The sequence below is a fragment of the Pseudoduganella danionis genome (assembly GCF_009720775.1).
In the GTDB taxonomy this organism is placed as follows: Bacteria; Pseudomonadota; Gammaproteobacteria; order Burkholderiales; family Burkholderiaceae_D; genus Rugamonas; species Rugamonas danionis.
In genome coordinates this window covers 1,114,371-1,136,918 of sequence record NZ_WNKW01000001.1, presented here as the reverse complement: position 1 = coordinate 1,136,918, position 22,548 = coordinate 1,114,371, and the positions used below count along the sequence as shown (strand labels likewise).

Below are 22,548 nucleotides of genomic sequence, written 5' to 3'. Positions count from 1 at the left end.
ATCTGTGTGTTCTCTCAGTGATGTGTTTTTTTCGGGGTCGCCTCGAAGGTGCGCAGACCGGCGCCGATCAGATCCGGCGTCAGGCCCAGCGCCCATGCAGCAGCAATCGCGGCCAGCACGGCTTCCGGCGGTACCAGTGGCGAAAGCGGCAGCGTTGCCACGTCCACACTGCCCTCGCCCAGCACGATGCGGTCGGCACGCTGGAACACCACGCGACTGGCTTCCTGACGATGGGCAGCGATGGCGGCCAGATGCTCGTCCACGCCGTAGAAAATCACTGCGCCGTCGCACAGTTCGGCCATTTCGACCACCTGTTCGTCGGCGGCATTCAGCACCGCAGCGCCGCTCGGCAGGATCACATCGACCTGCGTGCGCAGCACGTTGTACAGCTTGTCGGCGCTATCGATATAGAAATCGCTGACGTCTTCGAAATCGCTGACGTCGGTCACCACGCCCACGGCGCACTTGTCGTAGGCCAGACCTTCGCTGAGGATCATGCGCGCGCTGGCTTCGAATACGCCCGCTTCCACGCTTTTGTTGAGCAGCATGCGCTCGCCCGTTTCCCAGTCCGTCAGACCATCGCGCGGCAGCAGACGGCCATTGACGAACAGGCCATCGGCGCAGCTCAGGCCCGTCTTCTTGCCGCTGATCTGCAGCAGCCAGGCGATGATGCGCGCCGTCATGGTGGTGCCGTGCTTGCCGGCGATGCCGACGATAGGCATACGGCCATCGAGTTCCGGTGCAAACAGGTGATCGACGATGGCTTCGCCCACATTGCGCGGTTCGCCCACAGCAGGCTTGAGGTGAGCCAGCAGGCCCGGGCTGGCATTGACTTCGATAATCGCGCCGCCCTGCTCTTCCAGCGGACGAGTGATGTCGCTGGCCACCAGATCGATGCCGGCGATATCGAGGCCGACTACACGTGCGGCCAGTGCGGCCATGGCCGCCACTTGCGGGTGCACCTTGTCGGTCACGTCAATCGCCACATTGCCGTTAGGCTGGATTAGCACTTTGAAACCGGCAGCAGGTACGGATTGCGTGGTCAGATTCTGGCGTTCCAGTTCCAGCAGGATTTCCGGGCTCTTCTCCGGCGTGACCAGTCCCAGCGGATGGTCTTCCGTTTCGCCGCGGCGCGGATCGATGTTGATCTGCAGGTTGCACAGTTCGACGATATTCGATTTGCCATCGCCCGTCACCCACAGCGATTCGCCAGCGGCTGCAGCCACCATGCGTTTGCCCACTACCAGCAGGCGATGCTCGTCGCCGGGGATGAAGCGCTCGACGATGACGTTCTTGCTACCGCCGCGCAGCGCTGCCACATCGTAGGCCGCCGCCACTTCTTCCGGCGTGTTCAGGTTGAGCGAAACGCCGCGACCATGATTGCCATCGTAGGGCTTCACCGCCACCGGCATGCCGATGTCCTTGGCCGCTTCGGCGGCCGCTTCGCGATTGGTGACCAGTTCGCCTTCCGGTACGGGCACGCCGCACGAGGACAGCAGCGACTTGGTCAAGTCCTTGTCGCTGGCAATGCCTTCGGCAATCGCGCTGGTGTCTTCCGTTTCAGCCGTCCAGATGCGGCGCTGACGTGCGCCATGGCCCAGCTGTACCAGATTGCCGTCGGTCAGACGGATGAACGGAATCTTGCGCACACCGGCAGCATCGACGATATTGCCCGTGCTCGGGCCCAGGCACAGACGCTCGACCATATCGGTCAGCTCGGCCACGGTGGCGTCGAGGTCATACGGACGGTCTTCGATCATCGCCATCAGCAGGTCGCGGCCAGCGGCCAGCGCGGCGCGGCCCACACGTTCCTGACGGGTGCGGAAAGCCATCTTGTACAAGCCCGTGTCTTCACCGATCTGGCGGGTTTTGCCGAAGCCGGTTTTCATGCCTGCCAGATTCTGCAGCTCCAGCACCACGTGCTCGAGGATGTGGCCAGCATACGTGCCGTCACGCAGACGCTCGAGGAAACCACCATGCTCGCCCACACCGCAACGGTGCACGATCAGACCCGGCAGGATCGCCGTCAGGCGCTCATACAGACCGGGGAGCAGATTCGAGGGGAAGTTTTCCAGTTCACCGATATCGAGCCAGGCTTCAATCACCGGGCGATAGGTCCAGATATTCGGTCCGCGCAGATACGTCACGCGCAGAATGTCGATGTCTTTCTTCTTGATCATGTTTCTATTCTTGTGTCTTTGTTATCAGCCGTGGCCTACCCGCGCCGTATTTTAACCCCTGAACTACTGCTTGCTGCCAAATAGCATTTGGTTGTACCTGTGGCTTCGATCAAGTTCATCAAGCTGTTCCGGCGTTTATGTCTGTGCGTTATACTTGCCGCCAGCACAAAACACCGGTATTTCCTTGTTTTCCGTCAAAACTGTTACAAGTGACAGAATACCGTAAATACGCACTTATATCAGCCGCAACTGCTTGCTGGCAGAGTGAATATTTTGCCCAGGCCCGCCCTTTTCCCATCCGGAGTACGCTGCACAATGACAACTGAACAACTTTCCTCCGCCGCTAGCGCTAGCGAACTGCCCGAGCGCTGGCGTTCCGAGATACAGGCACAACTTTCCAAAGGGGAAAACGTTGTAAGTGCCCTGGAGGTTGACCTGGATGCGCAACTTCGTTTCGCGAAAGGTGTGCTGGTACTCACCGAGCAGCGCTTGCTGGCGCGCGCACCGGGGCAAGAGCAATGGCAACATTGGCATTTCACTAAAGCGCTGCGCCTGCAGCATCACGACCATGCGGGCGTCGGCCACATCGAACTGTTCAACGAAGCCGGCCGCCTTGGTGCATGGCGCTTCACGCTGGGCCAGAACCTGCAAGCCATCCGTCTGGTCGAACAGTTCGAAGCCCACCTCGATAGCCATGCCACCGGCCTGCCAGTGGTGCGCGAAGAGGCCAACGTCTGCCCTAGCTGCAAGGCGCCGCTCGAGCCGGAACAGGAAGAATGCCCGATCTGCACCAAGGTGGTGTACACGCCGCCATCGACGTGGACGCTGTTCCGCCTGTGGCGTTTCGCCAGCCCGTATCGCTGGCAGCTGGCACTGGGCTTCACGCTAATGCTGCTCAGTACCAGCGCGCACATGATTCCGCCCTACCTCACCCGTCCGCTGATGGACAATGTGCTGATCCCTTACCAGAACGGCCAGCCTGTCGATACCAATCTGGTCACGCTGTACATGAGCGGCCTGCTTGGTTCGGCCATCCTCGCGTGGATACTAGGCTGGGGTAAAACCTATGTGCTGGCACTGGTGTCGGAGCGCATAGGCGCCGACCTGCGCACCACCACCTACGAACACCTGCTCAAGCTGTCGCTGGAATACTTCGGCGGCAAACGTACGGGCGATCTGATGTCGCGTATCGGCAGCGAGAGTGACCGTATCTGCGTGTTCTTGTCGCTGCACTTGCTGGACTTCGCTTCCGACTGCCTGATGATCATCATGACGGGCGTGATCCTGTTCACCATCGATCCGTGGATGGCCGCGATTACCCTGCTGCCGCTGCCCTTCATTGCGTGGATCATCCATGTGGTGCGTGACCGTCTGCGCACGGGCTTCGAGAAAATCGACCGCGTGTGGGGCGAGGTCACCAACGTGCTGGCCGACACCATCCCCGGCATCCGCGTGGTGAAAGCCTTTGCACAGGAAGACCGCGAAGCCAACCGCTTCCGCACGGCCAACAAGCACAATCTGGCCGTCAACGATAAGCTCAACAAGATCTGGTCGCTGTTCTCGCCTACGGTCTCCTTCCTGACCGAGATCGGCCTGCTGGTGATCTGGGTGTTCGGCATCTATCAGGTGTCCAAAGGCCACATCACGGTCGGTGTACTGAGCCTGTTCATTTCGTATTCGAGCCGCTTCTACGGCCGTCTCGATTCCATGAGCCGTATCGTCTCCGTCACGCAAAAATCGGCATCGGCGGCCAAGCGCATCTTCGATATTCTCGACCACGTTTCCTCGGTGCCGGAACCGGCCAGTCCGGTCAAGCTGGCCAAGGTGGAAGGCAATATCACCCTGCGTGAAGTTGGCTTCCGCTACGGTAACCGCGCCGTCAACCGCAGCATCAATCTGAACATCAAGGCCGGCGAAATGGTCGGTCTGGTGGGTCACTCCGGTTCCGGCAAATCCACGCTGGTCAACCTGATCTGCCGCTTCTACGATGTGGCCGAAGGCGCCATCATGCTCGACGGTGTAGACATCCGCTCGTTCGCCGTGTCGGACTACCGCCGCAACATCGGTCTGGTGCTGCAGGAGCCCTTCCTGTTCTTCGGCACCATTGCCGAGAATCTGGCCTATGGCAAACCGGATGCCACCCGCGCCGAAATCATCGCCGCAGCGCGTGCCGCGCATGCGCACGAGTTCATTCTGCGTCTACCGCAGGGCTATGACTCGATGGTGGGCGAACGTGGTCAGGGCCTGTCCGGCGGTGAGCGCCAGCGTATCTCGATCGCGCGTGCCCTGCTGATCGATCCGAAGATTCTGATCCTCGACGAAGCAACAGCATCGGTGGACTCGGAAACGGAAAAAGAAATCCAGCGCGCGCTGGAGAATCTGGTACAGGGCCGCACTACCATCGCAATTGCGCACCGCCTGTCCACACTGCAGAAGGCCGACCGCCTGATCGTGCTCGATCGGGGCGAAGTGGTGGAAGAAGGCCCGCACGACGAGCTGATGGCACTGGAAGGCGCCTACTACCGCCTGTATCAGGCGCAGGCACGCAATGCCGCCACCCTGGCCGAAGAATAAGCAGAGAACCGACTCATGACGACACAATTCAAACTGACGCGCAACGCCTATGGCAAGCTGATACTGACCACGCCGGAAGGCGATGTGCATGAAGGCGTAGCGCCCGTGCGCGCCTTTCCGGTGCAGGCGCCGGAAGACGGCATCTCGCTGGTCAACACGGATGGCAAGGAAGTGGGCTGGATAGACCGCATCGAAGACCTCGATGCGCAGGCGGGCGCACTGGTGCGCGAAGAACTGGCCGGCCGCGAATTCATGCCGGAGATTAGCCGCATCCACAACGTCACCAGCTATGCCACGCCGTGCACGTGGACGGTGACGACGGATCGCGGCGAAACGGAGTTCGTGCTGCGCGGCGAAGAAGACATCCGCCGCCTGACCGTCGATACGCTCTTGATCTCCGACATCCACGGCATCCACTTCCTCGTACGCGACCTGCGCGAACTGGACAAGCACAGCAAAAAAATCCTCGACCGCTTCCTCTAATCAGGCGGGGTCAGGTCGGGCAAAGTGCAGGGGTCAGGTCGGGCGTTGGTGCATTCTTTAACTTTTCTCAAGAAACGCACCATTGCCCGACCTGACCCCTGCCGTTTGCCCGACCTGACCCCGTTTTTTTTGGCTAGCGGAAGGCTTTGACCAGCGTTTCCAGTTTCACTTTCAGCGACTTGTCGTAGTGGCTCACTGGTGGCACGGTGCGTTTCACGTTCAGCAGTTCATACACGGCCATCTGCGCCGCACGTACCGAGTACTCCACGGTGAACACCACATCTTCCGGTATCTCGACAAACTGGCTAACGAAGGCCAGATTGCGCGAGTTGGTTGGCACGGGCAGCGGACGGTCGCTCTTGAAGCGCGGCATGAACATACTGGTGATGTAAGGCATACGGCAAGGGATGCAGTTAGCCTTTTCCATGATCTGCATATCGAAGTTCAGGTGGCCGCACAGCTCGCGCAGGATTTCTTCGCCCGTGCAATCGGCCATAGGCTTGGCGACGAAGTTACCGACGCGGTCAGGATGCAGGGCATAGCCCCAGAATACCTGCACGCCTTCCGGCTGGCCGGCAAAGTGCGGCTGGTGCGCGAGTACAACCGACATCAGCCAGTTGGAATCCTTGAACGTGACCAGCCCGCCCGTACCATCGGTATTGCCGGTGAACTGTTCCATCTTGTCGAAGAAGGCCGGGTCTTTCAGCGTTACCGTAAACGACTCCCACCACGACTCTGGGATACTGGTATTGAACGCAGCAGGGTTGCCGAACTGGGGTCGATCCACTGCCAGTTTCTCCCACAGTGCCCAGCCCTGACTGTCACGCTTGTCGAATTTCGGCGGAGCGCTGTGCATGCTGCCGAAGCTCGATGCGTCGGTCATCGAACCGTTCTGGAAGAACACCAGATCCTGCGGGCGTACTTCGATGGTTTCAGCCACGCCATCACGGCTGCAGCGCAGGCGCTCGACGATGGTGTTGCCGCCATCTTCATCCAGTTCGATGTCTTCCACCTTGCAGTTGTGGACCACACGCACGCCCTGCTCCTGCAGCCATTGCTGCAGCGGACGCACCAGCGAATCGTACTGGTTGTACACAGTGCGTTTCACACCGGCCAGCGTTTCGATGCGCGAGAACTCCATCATGAAGCGATGCAGATAGCGCTTGAATTCCACCGCGCTATGCCATGGCTGGAAAGCGAAAGTAGTGGCCCACATATACCAGAATTTGGTATCGAAAAATTCTGGCGAGAGCCAGTCCGTAATTGCGGTATTGCCCAGCTTTTCTTCGTCCGCTTCGGCCAGCGCCATCAGCTCGGCGCGTTCGTGCATATTGAAGCCCATCGACGACACATTCAGGCGGAAGCGGTTGCGATCCACCAGTCGGGCTTTCGAGTGCGATTTGTGCATCTCGTTGAAAGCGATGGTTTCGTCGTACACGGTCTTGCCCACGTGTTCCAGCGAAGGGATGCTCTTGAACAGATCCCAGGTGCATTCGTAGTTATCGGTGGTGAGCATGCGGCCGCCGCGCAAGGTGTAGCCGGTTTCCGCATTGCCGCCGCCATCCAGACTGCCGCCCGATAATGGCGAGGCTTCGAAGATGGTGATATCGCTGCCCGCCACACCGGCGTCGCGGATCATAAAGGCTGCTGCGGCGAGGTTACCGATACCGCCGCCGACCAGATATGCTTTGATGGAATCACTCATGTCACTGCCCTCTTTTACATAGAAATTCATGGAATAGAGTGCCATGATAGTGCGCTGCACAAAACAAAAATGGGAGGCCGCACTCTAAAGCACGGTTTCCATGCGCCAGATCAAAAAATCAAAACAATAGAGGCCACCGCAAAAAGAAAACGGGGGCTGGCCGCTCGCGCGTACCTGCCCCCGTTCGGGCCACACCAGAGCCGTCGTTACTCTTCCGTGTACATATTCGCGTACTTCAGGCCGAAATACAGGATGAAGGTGTAGCAGGCTGCCGGTACCAAGAAGGAAGTCTGCAGACTGATGCTATCGGCCAGCAGACCCTGTGCAAACGGCACCAGCGCACCGCCGACGATGGCCATGCACAGCAGGCCGGAACCCTGCCCCGTCAGCGGGCCCAGTTTGTTCAGCGCCATCGAGAAGATGGTCGGGAACATGATGGAGTTGAACAGGCCCACGGCCAGCATGGCCCACATGGCCACATGGCCGCTGCCGAATATGCCCAGCAGGACCAGCGCAATCACGGCCGCTGCATTGAAGGCCAGCGCCTTGCCGGGGCTGATGTAACGCATGGCGGCAAAGCCGATGAAACGGCCCACCATGGCACCGCCCCAGTAGTAGCTGACGAAAGGCGCAGCATCGGCGGCGGACAGGCCCGCCACCTTGGCATCGCCGAGGAAGTTGATCAGGAAGCTGCCGATGCTGACTTCACCGCCCACGTAGAGGAAGATGGCAATTGCACCCAGCACCAGATGGCGCTGCTGCAGTACTTGCGACCAGCCGCCCGTGCTGGCCTGTTCACCATCGACGATCTTGGGCAGACGGGCCATGGCAAACAGCACGGCCAGCAACAGCAAGGCAGCCGCCAGCGCCAGATACGGCCCCTGTACGGCAGCAGCCTGCGACGCATGGTAGGCCGCCAGCTGTTCGCTGCTCTGTTTGGCCAGATCTTCCGCACTCAGTACGCCGCCCGCCAGTATCAGCATGCCGCCCAGCGTAGGCGCCACAGTGGTGCCCAGCGAGTTGAAGGCCTGCGTCAGCGTCAAACGGCTCGACGCCGTCTGCGGGTCGCCCAGCACCGTCACATAAGGATTGGCCGCCACCTGCAGGATGGTGATGCCACCAGCCAGCACGAAGAAGGCGATCAGGAACAGCGTGTAGCCGCTGGTGGCGGCCGGATAGAACAGCGCGCAACCGGCAGCCGCGATGGTCAGCCCCGCGACCGCACCGTGCTGATAGCCTATCTTCTTGATCAGCATACCGGCCGGTATCGAGACGATGAAGTAGGCGCCAAAGAAGCAGAACTGCACCAGCATGGCCTGCACATAGCTGAGCGTGTAGACGGCTTTCAGGTGCGGGATCAGCACATCGTTGAGCGACGTGAGCAGGCCCCACATGAAGAACAGGATGGTGACGATGACGAGCGGGCCGGTATTGCTGGCTCCCTGCGCCATCTCGCCGCGCAGCGGCATGCTAGAGGAATGGTGTTCCATGATTCTGTAGTCTCCGTCTGATTATTTGAAGTCGCTGCACTTGAGCGCATCGGCATCCTTGGCTGCGCCGCCGACGATCTGCACATTGGCGAAGCTGGCGCTAAAGACTGCATCGGCCGCCACGCTGAACGGCACGCTAATGGCCGACAATGCCGCACCACGGGCGCTGAAGCAGGCCAGCGGCATTTTCACCGTCTGCTTTTCCTTGCCGGCCAGACGCTGGAAGATCGCGCTGGCATCGAGCTCGGTGCCGTCTACTCCCACCGCCACCTTGCCTTGCGGTGCAGCGGCCACGATCACATCGAACTGCAGCGCCGCATCCTGACTGGCGTAAGCTGGCAGCGGCGCGGCTTTGGCAGCCTGCGCTTCCAGTTTGGCAGGGCCGCTCCAGGTCAGGCGCTTGGCATCTTGCTGGGTATTCACCTGTGCTGTTTCCACTTTTACGGTCGGCAGCTTGAACACGGCGTTCAGGTCCGCACCGAGCGCCACGCGCTGGCCTGCGCTGCTCACATACAGCGCATAGGTAGAACGGTCAGCCGGTGCGTAGATCGGCATGGCCGTAGTCTTGCCGCAGCCGCCAGCCGGATAGCTGGTATCGAGCTGGGGCACGCTGGCCTTGCTCTGGTAGTTCAGGCCATAGCCGAATTTGAACAGCGGATCGTACTTGGCATCGCCCACGTTCAAGGGCGACTGGCAGGCCGACTTCGGCCACGAGAACGACAGCTTGCCGCGGAAGTCCGCATTGACCTTGCCATCGGCTTTGCGGAACAGCACATCGGCCACGCCCTTGCCTTCGGTGCCGGGCAGCCATGCGGCCACAAAGCTGTCCGACAGATTCAGCAGGTCGTTCACATACATCGGGCGGCCCGACATCAGTACCGTCACCACCGGTTTGCCCTTGCCTGCAACGGCCTGCAGCACAGCCAGATCTTCCGGATGACGGCCGGACAGGCGCAACGTACCGGACGGGCCGATATCGCCATCGCCTTCCGCATACGGCGTCTCGCCGATCACGGCAATCACGGCATCGAACTGCGCCACATCGACACCGGCCGCGTTTTCGCTGAAGGTGACGTTGGCCTTGCCTACGGCATCCTGTATGCCGGCAAGGATGCTGTCACTGACGGCATAATCGGAGTTCTTGTTATCCGTGCCCTGCCACGTCAGCGACCAGCCACCCGACTGGTTGGCCAGATTGTCGGCACTCTTGCCGACCACCAGTACCTTTTTGCCACGTGCCAGTGGCAGCACGCCGCCGTTATTCTTCAGCAGTACCAGCGATTCACGCACCGCCTGACGCGCCAGCGCGCGCGCCTGCAGTGCTTCCTGCTTGCCGGCATAGGCATTCTGCGAAGGCTTCTTGCCATCGAACAGACCGGTGCGCAGTTTCACGCGCAAGATGCGAGTCACGGCATCATCGATGCGCGACATCGGAATCTGGCCCTTTTCCACCTGTGCGATGGTATTGGCGATAAAGGTTTTCCAGTGCTCGGGCACCATCACCATGTCGACACCGGCATTGATCGAAGCGGGGCAGCTATCGACCGTGCAGCCCGGCACTTCATCGATGGCATTCCAGTCGCTGACGATCAGACCATCAAAGCCCATTTTGGTTTTCAGCGCATCCGTCAGCAGGGCTTTACTGCCGTGCATCTTGCCATAGTCAACGCCACCATCCACATCGTTCCAGCTATTGAAGGAAGCCATCACCGTCTGCACGCCGGCCTGCAGCGCCGGGTAGTAGCCCTGCGCATGGATGTTGATCATGTCCGCCTTGCTGGAACGGTTGACGCCACGGTCCTTGCCTTCTGCCGTACCGCCATCGCCCACGAAATGCTTGGCCGTGGCTACCACCGTGTTGTCGGCTTTCAGATCGCCCTGCAGGCCCTGCACATAGGCTGCCGCATAGTCTTTGACGATGGCCGGATCTTCCGAGAAGCTTTCGTAGGTACGGCCCCAGCGATCATCACGCACCACGGCCAGCGTCGGCGCAAACACCCAGTCGATACCGGTGGCGCGCACGGCTTTGGCCACGGCCTGCGCCATCGCGCCGACCAGCTTTTTGTCGCGCGCAGCGCCGAGGCCTATGTTGTGCGGAAACAGCGTGGCGCCATACATATTGCTATTGCCGTGCATGGCGTCTATGCCCCAGATTACCGGCACCTGCACCTTCATATCGGTGCTCATGGAAGCGTCGTAATAGGCGTCGGCCAGCTTCACCCAGTCCGCTGCCGTCGCATATTTGTTCCCTTGCGGCCAGCTACCGCCACCATTCAGTACGGAACCGATGTAGTACTCGCGCACCTGTTCGGGCGTGATGAACTTGATTTCCGGCTGGGTGATCTGGCCCACTTTCTGCGCCAGCGTCATGCCGGCCACGATCTGCGCAATGCGTGCTTCCATCGCCTTGTCCTGCTTGACGGCACTGGTAATGTGCGGCCAGTCCTTGAGCGGCGTACTCGGTGCCGCAGTCGCGGTAGCGGTAACAGCGCCGGCGCTCAAAGCCAGCGTGGCGGCCAGTACGGCGCGGCGCATCAGGTAATTGTGTGGAGTGGTGTTCATGGTTTTGCTGTCCCCTTGTGTGATTTAGTTGTGCGCGCCGTGCAGAAAAGCGCTGTACCAGTGGCCGCTATGCTTGAGCGTGCGCTCTTGCGTGGCGTAGTCGATATAGGTCAGGCCGAAGCGCCGCAAATAGCCTTCTGCCCATTCAAAATTATCCAGCAAGCTCCATGCGAAATAGCCGCGGATATTAGCACCTGATGCAATGGCAGTACGCATGGCCGCCAGATGGCGGATCAGATAATCGCGCCGCTGCACGTCGTTGATGCTGCCGTCGGCTTCGACCCGGTCTTCATAGGTCGAACCGTTTTCCGTGATGTAGAGCGGGCCGGCAGGATAGTCGCGCGCTATGCGGGCCAGCAGTTCCACCATGCCCTGCGGCGCCACTTCCCAGCCGAAGGCCGTACGTTCGCGCCCTTGCGGATGGACGATGGTGCTACGCAGCGGATACTGTTCCGGCGCATCGCGTACCACTTCGGGGAAGTAGTAGTTCACGCCGAGGAAATCCAGCGGCGCGGCGATGGCTTCCATATCGCCCGCCTCGACGTGCGGCGCATCCTCCCCCACCAGTTCCAGCACCTGCGCCGGATAGCCGCGGCCATACAGCGGATCGAGGAACCAGCGGTTGCGCAGCCCGTCGTGGCGCTGCACGGCTGCCTGATCTTCCGCGCTGCTGCTAGCAGCATGGACCGGGTGCAGGCTCAGAGCAATCCCCACCTGCGCATCCGCCACGTTGGAACGGATCAGCGCCACGGCGCGGCCATGCGACACCATCACGTGATGACACACCTGCAGGGCCAGCGGCAGGCTGCGGTGGCCCGGCGCATGCATGCCATCCCAGTTGCCGTGCATGGCGGTGCACCACGGTTCGTTGTGGGTAATCCAGTGGCGCACCCGGTCGCCCAGATGGCGCGTCACCACATCCACATACTGCAGGAAGGCGTCTATCGTGGCGCGGCTGGCCCAGCCGCCCTGATCCTGCAACGTCTGCGGCAGATCCCAGTGGTACAGCGTGCACCACGGCTGCAGGCCGCGCGCCAGCATGCCATCTACCAGCTTCGAATAAAACTCCAGCCCCTTGGCGTTGGGCGTGGCATCGCTACCGTTGAAGATACGCGGCCATGCAATCGAAAAGCGGTAGGCCGTCAGCCCCATGGACTGCGCCAGATCCAGATCCTGCTCCCAGCGATGATAATGATCGCAGGCCACGGCACCTGTGCTGCCATCGCGCACCTTGCCCGGCGTGGCACTGAAGCTATCCCAGATCGACGGCACGCGGCCATCCAGCGTGGCAGCGCCTTCGATCTGGTAGGACGAAGTGGAGACGCCCCAGACGAAATCGTCCGCAAAGTCGGCGCGCCGGATCGCCATGGGCAGGTCTTTAAATATCGGTGTCTTCATTTTTTCTTGTTGAACGGTGTGGGCGGTACGGGAGCATTCATCCATTGCTGCGCACCGGCGATGACTTCATACGGCACGCTGCCAAACTGGCGGAACAGGTTTTCGATCTCGGCCAGCGTGGCAGTATTGAAATCGATGGATGGAATCTTTGCGCCGCGCGCGTTGGTCACCAGTCCCCAGCTACCGTTGCCCTGCCCGCCCTGATTGCTGACGACTTTGTAGGCCCACGCCGTGGCGGCCCAGCCTTGTGCCGTGTAAGCGTCGTAGCTGACGCGCATGATCTGGCCGCCCAGCTCCGGCCCCATGAAGGCCCATGGCTGGAACTCGCCTACAAAAAAGGCCGCATCGCGTTCGGCCAGCTTGCGCTGCCATTCGCACACGCCGCTGTTGCCGTCGCTGCCGCATTCCAGCCAGTCGCGGTGTACCGTCAGGCCCGGCTTGCCCCAGCCGAAGTGGCCGGGATAAGGATGCATTTCGATGGCCACATTTTGCTGGCCATGTTCGGCCGGTTTGCCGTAGGCGTCAAAGCCAAGGTTATGGCCGGGCAGGATGATCACGTGATTCGGGTCGACCGCGCGGATGGCCTGATACAGCGTGTCCATCACCGTGGCCAGATGTTCCGGCGTCGTACCCCATGGTTCGTTAAGGATGCTGTAGCCAGCTACAGCGGCGCGGTCCTTGTAGCGCGCGGCGATCTGCTGCCACAGCCAGATCGTGCGCTGCTGGTATTCGGGCGTGCTCCAATAGAGATTTTTTCCTGCGCAGCCGCTGTGATGTTCCCAGCCCTGGCTGCCGACGGCGCCATGCAGATCCAGCACCACATAGATGCCGCGCTGCTCGGCCTGGTCGATGGCCTGATCCAGATAGTGCCACGCGTCAGCGCGTAGCTGGTAAGGCTGCTTTTCATCTTCCACTACACTGTAGATAAACGGCAGGCGCACCAGATTAAGTTTTAGCTGCGGCAGCAGATTCCAGTCGCGCTCAGTGATCCAGTGGTCGCGGAACAGGCGGTACAGGCGTTCGCGCTCGGCATAGCCGAAGCGGCGATCCAGTACGGCTTCCAGCTTGCACTGGTCATCGATGCCGGCGCTGCCCTGCCCCATCATCCAGAATTCCTGCATCAGGTAGTTGCCGAAGTTAATACCGCGCAGTGCCACCGGCTGGCCCGCGGCATCGAGCCAGCGCCCGCCCTGCGTATGCAGTATGGACAGCGGCTGGGCCCACGCAGGTGCCGCCGGCAGCAGTGCCGCCAGCAGGCTGACGGCGCACAGCAAACGCTTGGTAAACATGGCCACTCCTGAATTTGGAATCGTTTCCAATAGCACTGCAAAAAAAGGGCAAACCAGCCTGCCCTTACCCCTGTCTGTTACTTCTGCGCTGCAGCCAGCGAAGCCCGCTCGGCTACATGCAAACGGTACTGCCGTTCCACCGGCCGCTGCATATCATAGCAGCGGTTGAGCAGAAAATTCAGTCCGTTCAGCGTCATTTCACTCCACGGTATGTGCACGCTGGTCAGGCGCGGCGCAGTGAATTCCGCACTATGCGTATCGTCGTAACCGAGCACCGACACCTGCTGCGGCACGGCCACGCCAGCCTGCTGGAAGCAGGACAGCGCGCCTACCGCCATTTCATCATTGGCGCAGAACAGCGCGGTAAATTCATAGCCCGACTTGAGCAGGCGCTCGGCACAGGCCCAGCCGCCTTCGGGCGAAAACTCGCCGTCTGCCATCCACACGGAAGCGGGAGCGATGCCTGCCGCTTCCAGCTCTGCCATGAAACCGGCGATGCGCGCTTGATTGTCGGCGGCGCTGGCACGGCCGGCGATCACGGCAATCTTGCGGTGCTGCTGCGCCAGCAGCGTCTGCGCGGCCAGCCGGCCACCAGCTTCATGGTCGACCGTAAAGCACTGTTCGGCGATGCTGGCGAATTCGTGGTTAATCACCACCACGCGCGCCTGATACGGCCCCAGTGCCGCAAAGTCTTCCTCTTCGAGCGAGTTGGTCATCACGATCAGACCATCACTACCGCGTTCAATCAGGAAGTTCATCCCTTCGATGGCCTGCTGGCGCGCATCGCCTTCGCCCACGCCGAACGCCACCACCATATTCAGCCCGGCCGCGCGCAGCGCCGTGTAGATAGATTGCAGGATGGGCGTGTAGAAGGTCCCGCTCAGATACGGAATGTACACGCCTATCATCTGCGAATTACCGGACAGCAGAGTACGCGCAGCGTGCGAGGGGCGGAAATCCAGCTCCTCTATGGCCTTGCGTACTTTTTCCAGCGTGGCCGGCGACACCGAGCCTTTACCGCTGATCACCCGCGACGCCGTGCCCAGCCCTACTCCCGCCAGGCGGGCTACGTCTTTAATGGTTGCCACGCGTTCCCCTGTCCGTTCTATCTATGCGGCGGCAAGCATACCGCATGGCCTGCCGCCATGACAAGCTGTCATGATCGGCCCTGCCCACCTAGTCCTGCAGCAGCGCCGCAGCGATGCTCTTCTGGGCTTTCTCCACCGGCATGCGGGTGTTCCAAAACGCCGTCAGCACATCCTGCAGCGCGCCATTCTGGTCGGGCGTGATGTACACCTCTATCATGCCGACCTGGCGCGCCTTGTCCTTCATGGCAGCCATGCCGGCCTGCGCACATGCATCCATAGTCGACACATCGATATCGCTGCGCACCGGCAGCGAACCTTTCAGCTTGCTGAATTCCAGTTGGGCGGCTGGCGCCAGCAGCGTGGTGGCCAGCAGCTTTTGCGCTTTCACGGCATCGGCATTCGCCGTTTTCGGGAACACGAAGGCATCGCCCTGTATCAGATACGGCACTTGCGGGCCCAGACCGGCGATACAGCCGAAGTCCTTGCCGGCGCTCTGGCGCGCTGCCGAGAACTCGCCCTTGGCCCAGTCGCCCATGATCTGCACGCCGGCCTTACCGCTAATTAGCATGGCCGTGGCATCGTTCCAGTTACGGTTAGGCGAACCGGCATCGACATAGCTTTGCAGACGTTTGAACGCCACCAGCACCTGCTTGAAGGCTTCCGAATTCAGCGCTTTCGGATTGCGGTCACGCAGCACCTGCAGATACAGCTCCTTGCCGCCGACATTGGCCAGCATGGCCTGGAACAGGATGTTCTCCTGCCAGGCCTGACCGCCGTGGGCCAGACCAATCAGCCCTGCGGCCTTGAGTTTATCGAGTGCGGCAAACAGTTCGTCCGGCGTGGCCGGTTCCTTGTTAATGCCGGCCTTCTTGAACGCGGCCTTGGAATACCAGATCCAGGTCGACATATGGATGTTGACAGGCAGCGCGTAGTAATGGCCCTTCACCTTGATCACATCGAGCATGGGGCCGGGCAGCAGTTGGTCCCACTTGTCGCGCACAGCCACATCGTCGACATTGTTGAGCGAGCCCTGGTCGATCAGGTCGCTGAACTGTTTGGTGGTATTGAATTGCGCCGCAGTGGGCGGATTGCCGCCGACGATGCGGTTGATCGCCACGGCCTTGGCCTGATCGGCACCGGCAATCGCGGTATCGACCCACACGCCACCGGCAGCGCGGTAGGCATCGGCAAATTTGCGCACGGCGGCAGACTCGCTGCTCGAGGTCCACCAGTGCATTACTTCGGCTTTCGGCCCGGCCGCTTGCGCGCCTGCAGCCAGCGTCCACGCGGCCAGCGCCGCCGCAGCGACGCCGCCCATACGGTATTTGGTCATCCGGTCTCCTTGCATGCCGGTCGGCGCCAGCATTGCTCATTCGGGGTAAAACGCGATACTACGATGCCTGCCCTGTTCATGCAAAAAAAACCGGCGCCGTCCACAGCGCCGGTAACTTCGTGCGAAGAGACTAGGGGTACATCGAACGGAATTGGAAACGTTACCAATTCATGCCGCCGACTATAGCACCGCTAGAATTTGAGTGTCAACCGGAATTCGGGAATTCGAGAATTCGCGCGCGCGCCGCAAGCGGCCTGCGCGCGCTATGAAGTGGGTCAGTCGCCTTCGCGCACGAACACGCGCAGGCGGTGACCATCACGGTCCAGCGCCACGAAGGTGTAGCCGAAGTCCAGCGCCACGGGACGCTGGGCGATGGCCACGCCCTGCTCGGCCCACTGGCCATGCAGGCGATCGACAGCGGCGCGGTCGGCCACATGGATGCACAGCTCGCCCCCGCCGCCGGCGCCAAGTGCCACGGGCTGGACGGACGAACGGGCCCACAGTCCGAACTTCAGGCCATTTTCCAGCATGAACAGCGAGAAGGTGGGCGCCGTATCGACCGGCTGCTGACCCAGCAGGCCCGCATAGAAGGCGGCGCTGGCAATCGGGTCTTCCACATACAACAGTACGTAATCAGGGCTAAACATTTTCTTACTCCATCAGATGCACACCACCGCGGTGTTGCTTGTGCATATGGTAAGAAAACGCTGTGACAGTTTTTGTCAGGAGTGTGGCTGATGGGCGCGCAGAAAAAACAAAGGCGGCCATGCAGGCCGCCTTGCTGGTCCGGATCCCAGTCCGGCTCAATCCGCTTTCAGCAGATTAGTCCAGTTTCCAGACGTATTCCAGCGTCTGCCACTGATCGCCACCTGGCGAAACGAATTTGCACTTGGTGATACTTTTCTCAGCAGCTTTGTCCAGATTCTTGAAGCCGCTCGACTTATTCACTTTCGATTCCAGCACTTTGCCTTCTGGCGACAGTTTCAGGCCCAGAACCACGGTGCCTTTTTCTTCATTCATCAGCGAGGCTTTCGGATACTCGATCGAGCATGGGACCTTAGGATCCAGAGTAGCCATTTTATCGGCGGCAAACGCGGGCAGCGTGACCGACAGCAGACTGATTGCAGCAATGGCGAAACGTTTCATGAGGCTTCCTTTTTGTGAAATGAATAGAATGAAATCTAGCAGTAACAGCCACGGGATCCCCGCTGCTGTAACGCTTTGATCGTACGCCTGCGTTTGCGCAAAGTCGATATTGGCATGTAACACTGTTGCTTTCCTGCAAAAAATTGATGGAAATCAACAGCAACCTTGTCAGAAAGTTCTGTTTTCGATCAAGAAAACTCAGCGCTTTTCTTGATTTAAGTCAATGCGCCGGACGGCCTATCGCTTATATGATCGCGCCACTATGCAATCTACGCTTCCTGTCAGCCAACATTCCCTGTTCGACGACGCTCAGGCGCTCGTCACCGGCACCCTGCTCATTTCGCTGGGCGTGAACCTGCTCGGCACGGCCAACCTGATTACCGGTGGCACGGTAGGCATCGCCATCCTGCTCAAGTACTTCACGGGCGTGTCCTTCGGCAAGCTGTTCTTTCTGGTCAACCTGCCGTTCTACATCCTCGCCTACAAGAAGATGGGGCGCGTATTCACGCTCAAGACTTTCCTCTCGGTAGGCCTGCTCAGCGCATGGTCGGAACTGCTGCCGCTGGTGTTCAAGATCGGCGATGTGAACCCGTTCTATTCGGCCGTGATGGGCGGCCTGCTGGCCGGCGTCGGCTTGCTGATCCTGTTCCGCCATCGCGCCAGTCTGGGCGGCGTGAATGTGCTGGTGCTGTTCCTGCAGGAACGCCTGGGCTGGCGCGCCGGCTATATGCAGCTGACCATCGATGGCGCCATTGTGCTGCTGTCGCTGGCCATCGTTCCTGTCGACCGCATCGCCATCTCTCTGCTGGGCGCTGCCGTACTCAACCTCACGCTGGCCATCAACCACGTGCCGGGCCGCTACGGCGCTGCCTGAACTCCTGAGCTGTAGCGCTCACACCATGCAGTCGGGCCTGTCCTGACTGCATCCCCCCTGCCATTCCCCCTGCCTCTGTTAGCGCCAAAAAGCGCTCTGCCATTGCCTGCCCAAAACTGAAATGCACGGCAACAACATTAGCAAAATCAATAACTTAGAAAATTATCAAACGCAAATTTGCACTTTTACAACCAAACTATCAATTTGACATTTGTGTTGTTGACTTGATATTCACACCTACCCATACTGGGCTCCTGCTGAGCTCGATCACGGTCGCAAATAAAAAGCAGGGACTTCAGGGGATCCCCTACGCGCGGCAGGGTAAGGCACAGCAGCCTAACCACTTCAGCTAAGAACAGGGAACTATAAAATGAAACTGTACTCCAGCTCCATTCGGCGCCATGTCGTGGCCGCCGCCATCCTGGCCGTGTTTGCAAGTGCCGCCCAGGCCGATCAGGTGATGAAACCCTACTTTGAGTTCAAGAAGCCTAAAATGGTGACCATCCCGGGTGATCTCTCACTCGACACCAACGGGGCTTCCTCGGTCGTGGTGAATGCTACCGGACCTTACCGGCTCGGTTTTGAAGGGATCAGCCAGTATGACGGCGCTTCCTTCGGCCGCAACTTCATCCCGCCCGACACCATGGGCGCAGTGGGCAAAACCCAATATATGTCCACCACCAACGGCGCCTATGCCGTGTTCGACAAAACCACGGGCAACCGCACGGCGCTGATGTCGGACGTGACCTTCTGGGCCAACGCGGGCCAGACCGGCACCAATGGCGATACCCGCATCATGTACAACGCTACGGCCGACCGCTGGATCGCCGTCGCCTTCGGCGCCAATACCAAGGACTTGCAGATCGCCGTTTCGGACACCTCGAACGCGCTGGGCAGCTGGAAATCCACCAAGTTCGAAGGCTATGCCGGCCTCGGCTTCGGCGCCACGGCCGACTATCCTACCCTGGCGCTGGACCGCAATGCCGTCTACATCGGCACCAACAACTTCGCTCCCGCGACCAATGGCGGCGCCAATAGCTTCCGCGGCACCACCATGAACGTGATCCCTATCGACAGCCTGTTTGGTGCCAGCGGACCCTCGACCACCAATATGCAGCAGATCGTCACGCCATATAATGGAAGCGGCCTCGACCGAGGCTTTGCTCCGCAGGGCGTCAACAGCAATTCGGCAAGCTCGACCGGCCACGTATTTGGCGCCTCGATCTACAACTATGACAACATCAGCTACACCATCAACGGCCTAAGCTCGAGTTCGGCTACGGGCGCCACCGTCAGCGCTTCCGAGCAAATCGGCATGGCCGCTTTCACTACCGCAGGGGCGGCACGTCAACCGTCGGTCGCACTGCCGGCCAACCGGCGCGTGGTCGATACGGGCGACGAGCGTATCAGCAGCAGCGTGTATGAAGTCGGTGGCCGCATCTACATGGTCAACACGGTCAACACCACCAGCGATGGGCTGGACGAGGCACGGGTACGCTACACCGTCGTCGATGCCGCCACCAATGCCATCATCGATCAAGGCGACATCGGCTCGGCCGGCCATGACTATTACATGGGGTCGATCGCCGTCAACAGCAGCGGCCAGGTGGTGGTCGGTTTCAATCGCTCCGGTCTCAATGCTGCGGATGGCAAGATCGCCTTCATGGCCCACACCTTCAGCACTGATGCCACCGGTCACCTGATTTCGACCAGCAGCGACATCATGCTGAAAGAAAGCCTGGTGGACGATTACCACAACGGCAGCCTGTTCGGCCAGGCCGCCAGTGGCCGTCAGCGCTGGGGCGACTATAGCCAGGTATCGATCGATCCGACCGATGACTCGCAGTTCTACCTGATCGGCGAATTCGCCCGCGAGTACAACAATCCTGCCAGCGGCCACCCCGGCGGCACTGGCGGATCGCGCTGGGGCACCTGGGTCGCCATGATCGATGTGAGCCCGGTACCAGAACCATCGAGCTGGGCCATGCTGTTTGTCGGCCTGGGCATGGTGGGCGTGCTGGCACGTCGCCGCCGTAACGCAGCAACTGGCAGCCCATGCTAAAGTGGCTAAGCGCCGCCGTGCTGGCGGCTTACTGGGGAGGTGCGGCGATGGCTGCAGAACCGGCAACAAGCAGCGCCGCCGCACTGGGCACCTGGGGCGGCGACCGTCTGCAATTGACGGTCGAAGCGCACGGCGCCCGCCTCGCCATGGACTGTGCCAGCGGCAGCATCGGCGTGCCGCTGGTGCTCGATGCCCACGGCAGTTTTACGGCCAGCGGCAAGTTCGAGACCCATCAGCCAGGGCCGCAACCGGCGGATGAGAGTGGCGGCGCAGCCACCCGTTACAGTGGCAACGTCAAAGGCGAGCAGATGACGCTTACCATCCATGCCAGTGGCGCAGCCGCGCCCCAGCACTACACCTTGCGTAAAGGCGTGCAGATCAAACTGGTGCGCTGCCTGTAGTCTGGGCTGGAATGGCGTCAGCTTCTCCAGAGCGCAAAAGGCCGGAGCACTCCGGCCTTTTTTATGCGCGCTAGGACAGTACCAGCAACATGCCGAGCACGGCCAGCACCATGCCGGCCAGCGTAGTGCCGCTCAGGCTGCTACCGAACAGCAGCCAGCCCAGCAGGGCCGTCACCACCGGCACCAGATAGAAATAGGTCGCGACGCGCGTCGCTTCACCCCGTTTGATCAGATAGATCAGCAACAGCACGGCGGTCACCGAGACACCGAACACCATCCACAGCAGGCCAAACACAAAACTGCCCTGCCATTGCACAGGCGCGGAGTGATCGAACACACAGACCAACCCCATCACTACGCTGACGGCCACATACTGGAAAAACGTGCTGGCAAAGACATGGCCATCGGCCGGCAACTGCTTCTGGTACAGCGTGCCCGTCGTCACGGCCAGCAAGGCGATGCAGGCCGCCATGATGGCCCAGCCATCGAGCCCGCCCGGTTGCAAGCCCGGCGCCAGCACCAGATACACGCCGCCAAAGCCCACGACTATGCCCAGCCACGCCCGCCAGCCCAGCCGCTGCCGTTGCGCCGTGCTCACATACAGTGCCGTCAGCACGGGTTGCAGGCCCGTGATCAGAGCCGTCACGGCGGCAGGCAGACCACGGCTCATGGCATAGAAACAGCCGCCCAGAAACAGCGTCTGCATCAGCAGGCCCGTCAGCAAAGCCTGGCGCATGCCGCGCGGCGTAGGAAAGCGCACGCGGCAGACCAGCGCCAGCGCCAGAAACACCAGCGCCGACAGGCCACCACGCCACAGCAGCAGCTTGAAGGGCGGCGCATACTGCACACAGGCTTTGACGGCCACATAGCCCGTACTCCACAGAAATACGAATAGCCACGGCACGCTGCGTTCTATCAGGGGCGATGGGTGGGACGCTGTTGCCATAGAAATCCTGCCAGTCAAACGGATGGCAGACGGCTGCCATCAACAGAGCACAGCTTAGCGTGGCACAAACCCATAAAAAAGTGAATAATTAAGCATAAACCATTCACAAATTGAGAATATGAAACTCTCGGAACTGGAAATCTTTCAGGCGGTCGCCGAATGCGGCAGCGTGGCTGGTGCCGCCCAGCGCCTGCATCGTGTGCCGTCGAATGTCACCACCCGTTTGCGCCAGCTGGAAGAGGCACTCGGCGTGCAGCTATTTATCCGCAGCAACCAGCGCCTGCAACTGGCACCAGCCGGCCACAGCCTGCTGGAATACAGCCGCCGCATACTGGCGCTGGTGGCCGAAGCGCGCCAAGCCGTCAGCGGCGGCGCCGCGCTGGGCACGCTGACGCTGGGTTCTATGGAAAGCACTGCTGCCGTACGCATCCCGCCCCTGCTGGCGACCTTCCACCAGCGCTACCCGCACATCCAGCTCGAACTCACCACGGGGGCTTCGGGGCTCATGCTGGAGCAAGTGCTGTCCGGCCACTGCACGGCTGCTTTCGTCCATACTCCGCTGCTGCATCCGGCACTGGAGGGGCGCGCCGTGTATCGGGAAGAAATGCTGATCATCGCACCGCGCTCGCAGCCGGCCTTCAGTTGTGCCAGCGAGCTGGCTGGCCGCAATCTGTATGCCTTCCGCAGCCATTGCAGCTACCGCAGGCATTTCGAGGAATGGTTCCGCGCCGGACTGGCCATGCCGGGCAAGATCTACGAAATGGAGTCCTACCACAGCATGCTGGCCTGCGTGATCGCGGGCGGCGGGCTGGCCATGATGCCGCGCAAAATGCTGGAGAGTATGCCCGGCCACGATCAGGTCAGCGTCTGGCCCGTGGCCGAAGCATGGCGCTGGCTAGACACCTGGCTGGTATGGCGGCGCGACGCCGTCACGCCGCAGTTACAGGCTTTACTGGAGCTGCTGCCAGCGCAACCGGATCAGCAGATTCCGGCAATTACTTAGGCAACATTAAGGCA

Annotated in this window: 17 protein-coding genes; 6 read left to right on the top strand and 11 right to left on the bottom strand. The window is 60.7% G+C overall.

What is annotated here, in order from left to right; translation table 11 throughout:
* Positions 1-14: 14 nt before the first annotated feature.
* Positions 15-2,180, bottom strand: a complete 2,166-nt coding sequence (locus GM655_RS04850; RefSeq protein ID WP_155433451.1) for a cyanophycin synthetase — start codon at positions 2,178-2,180, stop codon at positions 15-17.
* 315 nt (positions 2,181-2,495) lie between these two features.
* Here GM655_RS04850 and GM655_RS04845 point away from each other — a divergent pair, with 315 nt between their 5' ends.
* Both GM655_RS04845 and GM655_RS04840 read left to right on the top strand, forming a co-directional pair.
* Positions 2,496-4,754, top strand: coding sequence for a cyanophycin metabolism-associated ABC transporter (locus tag GM655_RS04845; protein WP_155433450.1), 2,259 nt, complete (start codon positions 2,496-2,498; stop codon positions 4,752-4,754).
* A gap of 15 nt (positions 4,755-4,769) precedes the next feature.
* Positions 4,770-5,237, top strand: coding sequence for a cyanophycin metabolism-associated DUF1854 family protein (locus GM655_RS04840; protein WP_155433449.1), 468 nt, complete (start codon positions 4,770-4,772; stop codon positions 5,235-5,237).
* A gap of 133 nt (positions 5,238-5,370) precedes the next feature.
* Here the strand turns inward: GM655_RS04840 and GM655_RS04835 are convergent, their stop codons facing one another.
* The 9 genes from GM655_RS04835 to GM655_RS04795 all read right to left on the bottom strand — a co-directional run bounded on the left by GM655_RS04835 (position 5,371) and on the right by GM655_RS04795 (position 17,248).
* On the bottom strand, positions 5,371-6,942 hold the full coding sequence (locus tag GM655_RS04835; protein ID WP_155433448.1) for an oleate hydratase: 1,572 nt from the start codon (positions 6,940-6,942) through the stop codon (positions 5,371-5,373).
* 206 nt (positions 6,943-7,148) lie between these two features.
* Positions 7,149-8,432 (bottom strand): sugar MFS transporter, encoded by a 1,284-nt coding sequence (locus GM655_RS04830; RefSeq protein WP_155433447.1) that lies wholly within the window; start codon positions 8,430-8,432, stop codon positions 7,149-7,151.
* A gap of 21 nt (positions 8,433-8,453) precedes the next feature.
* Positions 8,454-10,994 carry a glycoside hydrolase family 3 protein gene (locus GM655_RS04825; RefSeq protein ID WP_155433446.1) on the bottom strand — a complete coding sequence of 847 codons (2,541 nt, stop codon included), beginning with the start codon at positions 10,992-10,994 and terminating at the stop codon, positions 8,454-8,456.
* Between the two features lie 24 nt (positions 10,995-11,018).
* Positions 11,019-12,392 (bottom strand): GH1 family beta-glucosidase, encoded by a 1,374-nt coding sequence (locus GM655_RS04820; RefSeq protein ID WP_155433445.1) that lies wholly within the window; start codon positions 12,390-12,392, stop codon positions 11,019-11,021.
* Complete coding sequence (locus tag GM655_RS04815; protein WP_155433444.1) at positions 12,389-13,681, bottom strand: glycoside hydrolase family 5 protein; 1,293 nt, start codon at positions 13,679-13,681, stop codon at positions 12,389-12,391. Before GM655_RS04815 ends, GM655_RS04820 begins: the two co-directional genes overlap by 4 nt.
* A 77-nt stretch (positions 13,682-13,758) precedes the next feature.
* A complete protein-coding gene (locus GM655_RS04810; protein ID WP_371866704.1) occupies positions 13,759-14,769 on the bottom strand; it encodes a LacI family DNA-binding transcriptional regulator in 1,011 nt (336 codons plus the stop codon).
* Between the two features lie 88 nt (positions 14,770-14,857).
* Positions 14,858-16,102 carry an ABC transporter substrate-binding protein gene (locus tag GM655_RS04805; protein ID WP_155433443.1) on the bottom strand — a complete coding sequence of 415 codons (1,245 nt, stop codon included), beginning with the start codon at positions 16,100-16,102 and terminating at the stop codon, positions 14,858-14,860.
* Positions 16,103-16,377: 275 nt separating this feature from the next.
* Complete coding sequence (locus GM655_RS04800) at positions 16,378-16,749, bottom strand: VOC family protein (RefSeq protein ID WP_155433442.1); 372 nt, start codon at positions 16,747-16,749, stop codon at positions 16,378-16,380.
* A gap of 175 nt (positions 16,750-16,924) precedes the next feature.
* Positions 16,925-17,248: a TonB family protein gene (locus GM655_RS04795; RefSeq protein ID WP_155433441.1), complete on the bottom strand. Its 324-nt coding sequence runs from the start codon at positions 17,246-17,248 to the stop codon at positions 16,925-16,927.
* A 262-nt stretch (positions 17,249-17,510) separates the two neighbouring features.
* Between GM655_RS04795 and GM655_RS04790 the strand changes: the two genes are divergently transcribed.
* The 3 genes from GM655_RS04790 to GM655_RS04780 all read left to right on the top strand — a co-directional run bounded on the left by GM655_RS04790 (position 17,511) and on the right by GM655_RS04780 (position 20,585).
* Entirely contained in the window at positions 17,511-18,122 is a 612-nt protein-coding gene (locus GM655_RS04790) for a YitT family protein (RefSeq protein ID WP_155433440.1), read from the top strand.
* Positions 18,123-18,492: 370 nt separating this feature from the next.
* Positions 18,493-20,184, top strand: coding sequence for a PEPxxWA-CTERM sorting domain-containing protein (locus tag GM655_RS22895; RefSeq protein ID WP_229632369.1), 1,692 nt, complete (start codon positions 18,493-18,495; stop codon positions 20,182-20,184).
* Positions 20,178-20,585 carry a hypothetical protein gene (locus tag GM655_RS04780; RefSeq protein ID WP_155433439.1) on the top strand — a complete coding sequence of 136 codons (408 nt, stop codon included), beginning with the start codon at positions 20,178-20,180 and terminating at the stop codon, positions 20,583-20,585. Before GM655_RS22895 ends, GM655_RS04780 begins: the two co-directional genes overlap by 7 nt.
* 70 nt (positions 20,586-20,655) lie before the next feature.
* On the opposite strand, the gene GM655_RS04775 is transcribed toward GM655_RS04780, so the two are convergent.
* A complete protein-coding gene (locus tag GM655_RS04775; protein ID WP_155433438.1) occupies positions 20,656-21,531 on the bottom strand; it encodes a DMT family transporter in 876 nt (291 codons plus the stop codon).
* Positions 21,532-21,649: 118 nt separating this feature from the next.
* On the opposite strand from GM655_RS04775, the gene ptrR reads away from it, so the two are divergent.
* Positions 21,650-22,534 (top strand): putrescine utilization regulator PtrR, encoded by an 885-nt coding sequence (gene ptrR / locus GM655_RS04770; RefSeq protein ID WP_155433437.1) that lies wholly within the window; start codon positions 21,650-21,652, stop codon positions 22,532-22,534.
* The last annotated feature ends 14 nt before the right edge of the window (positions 22,535-22,548 follow it).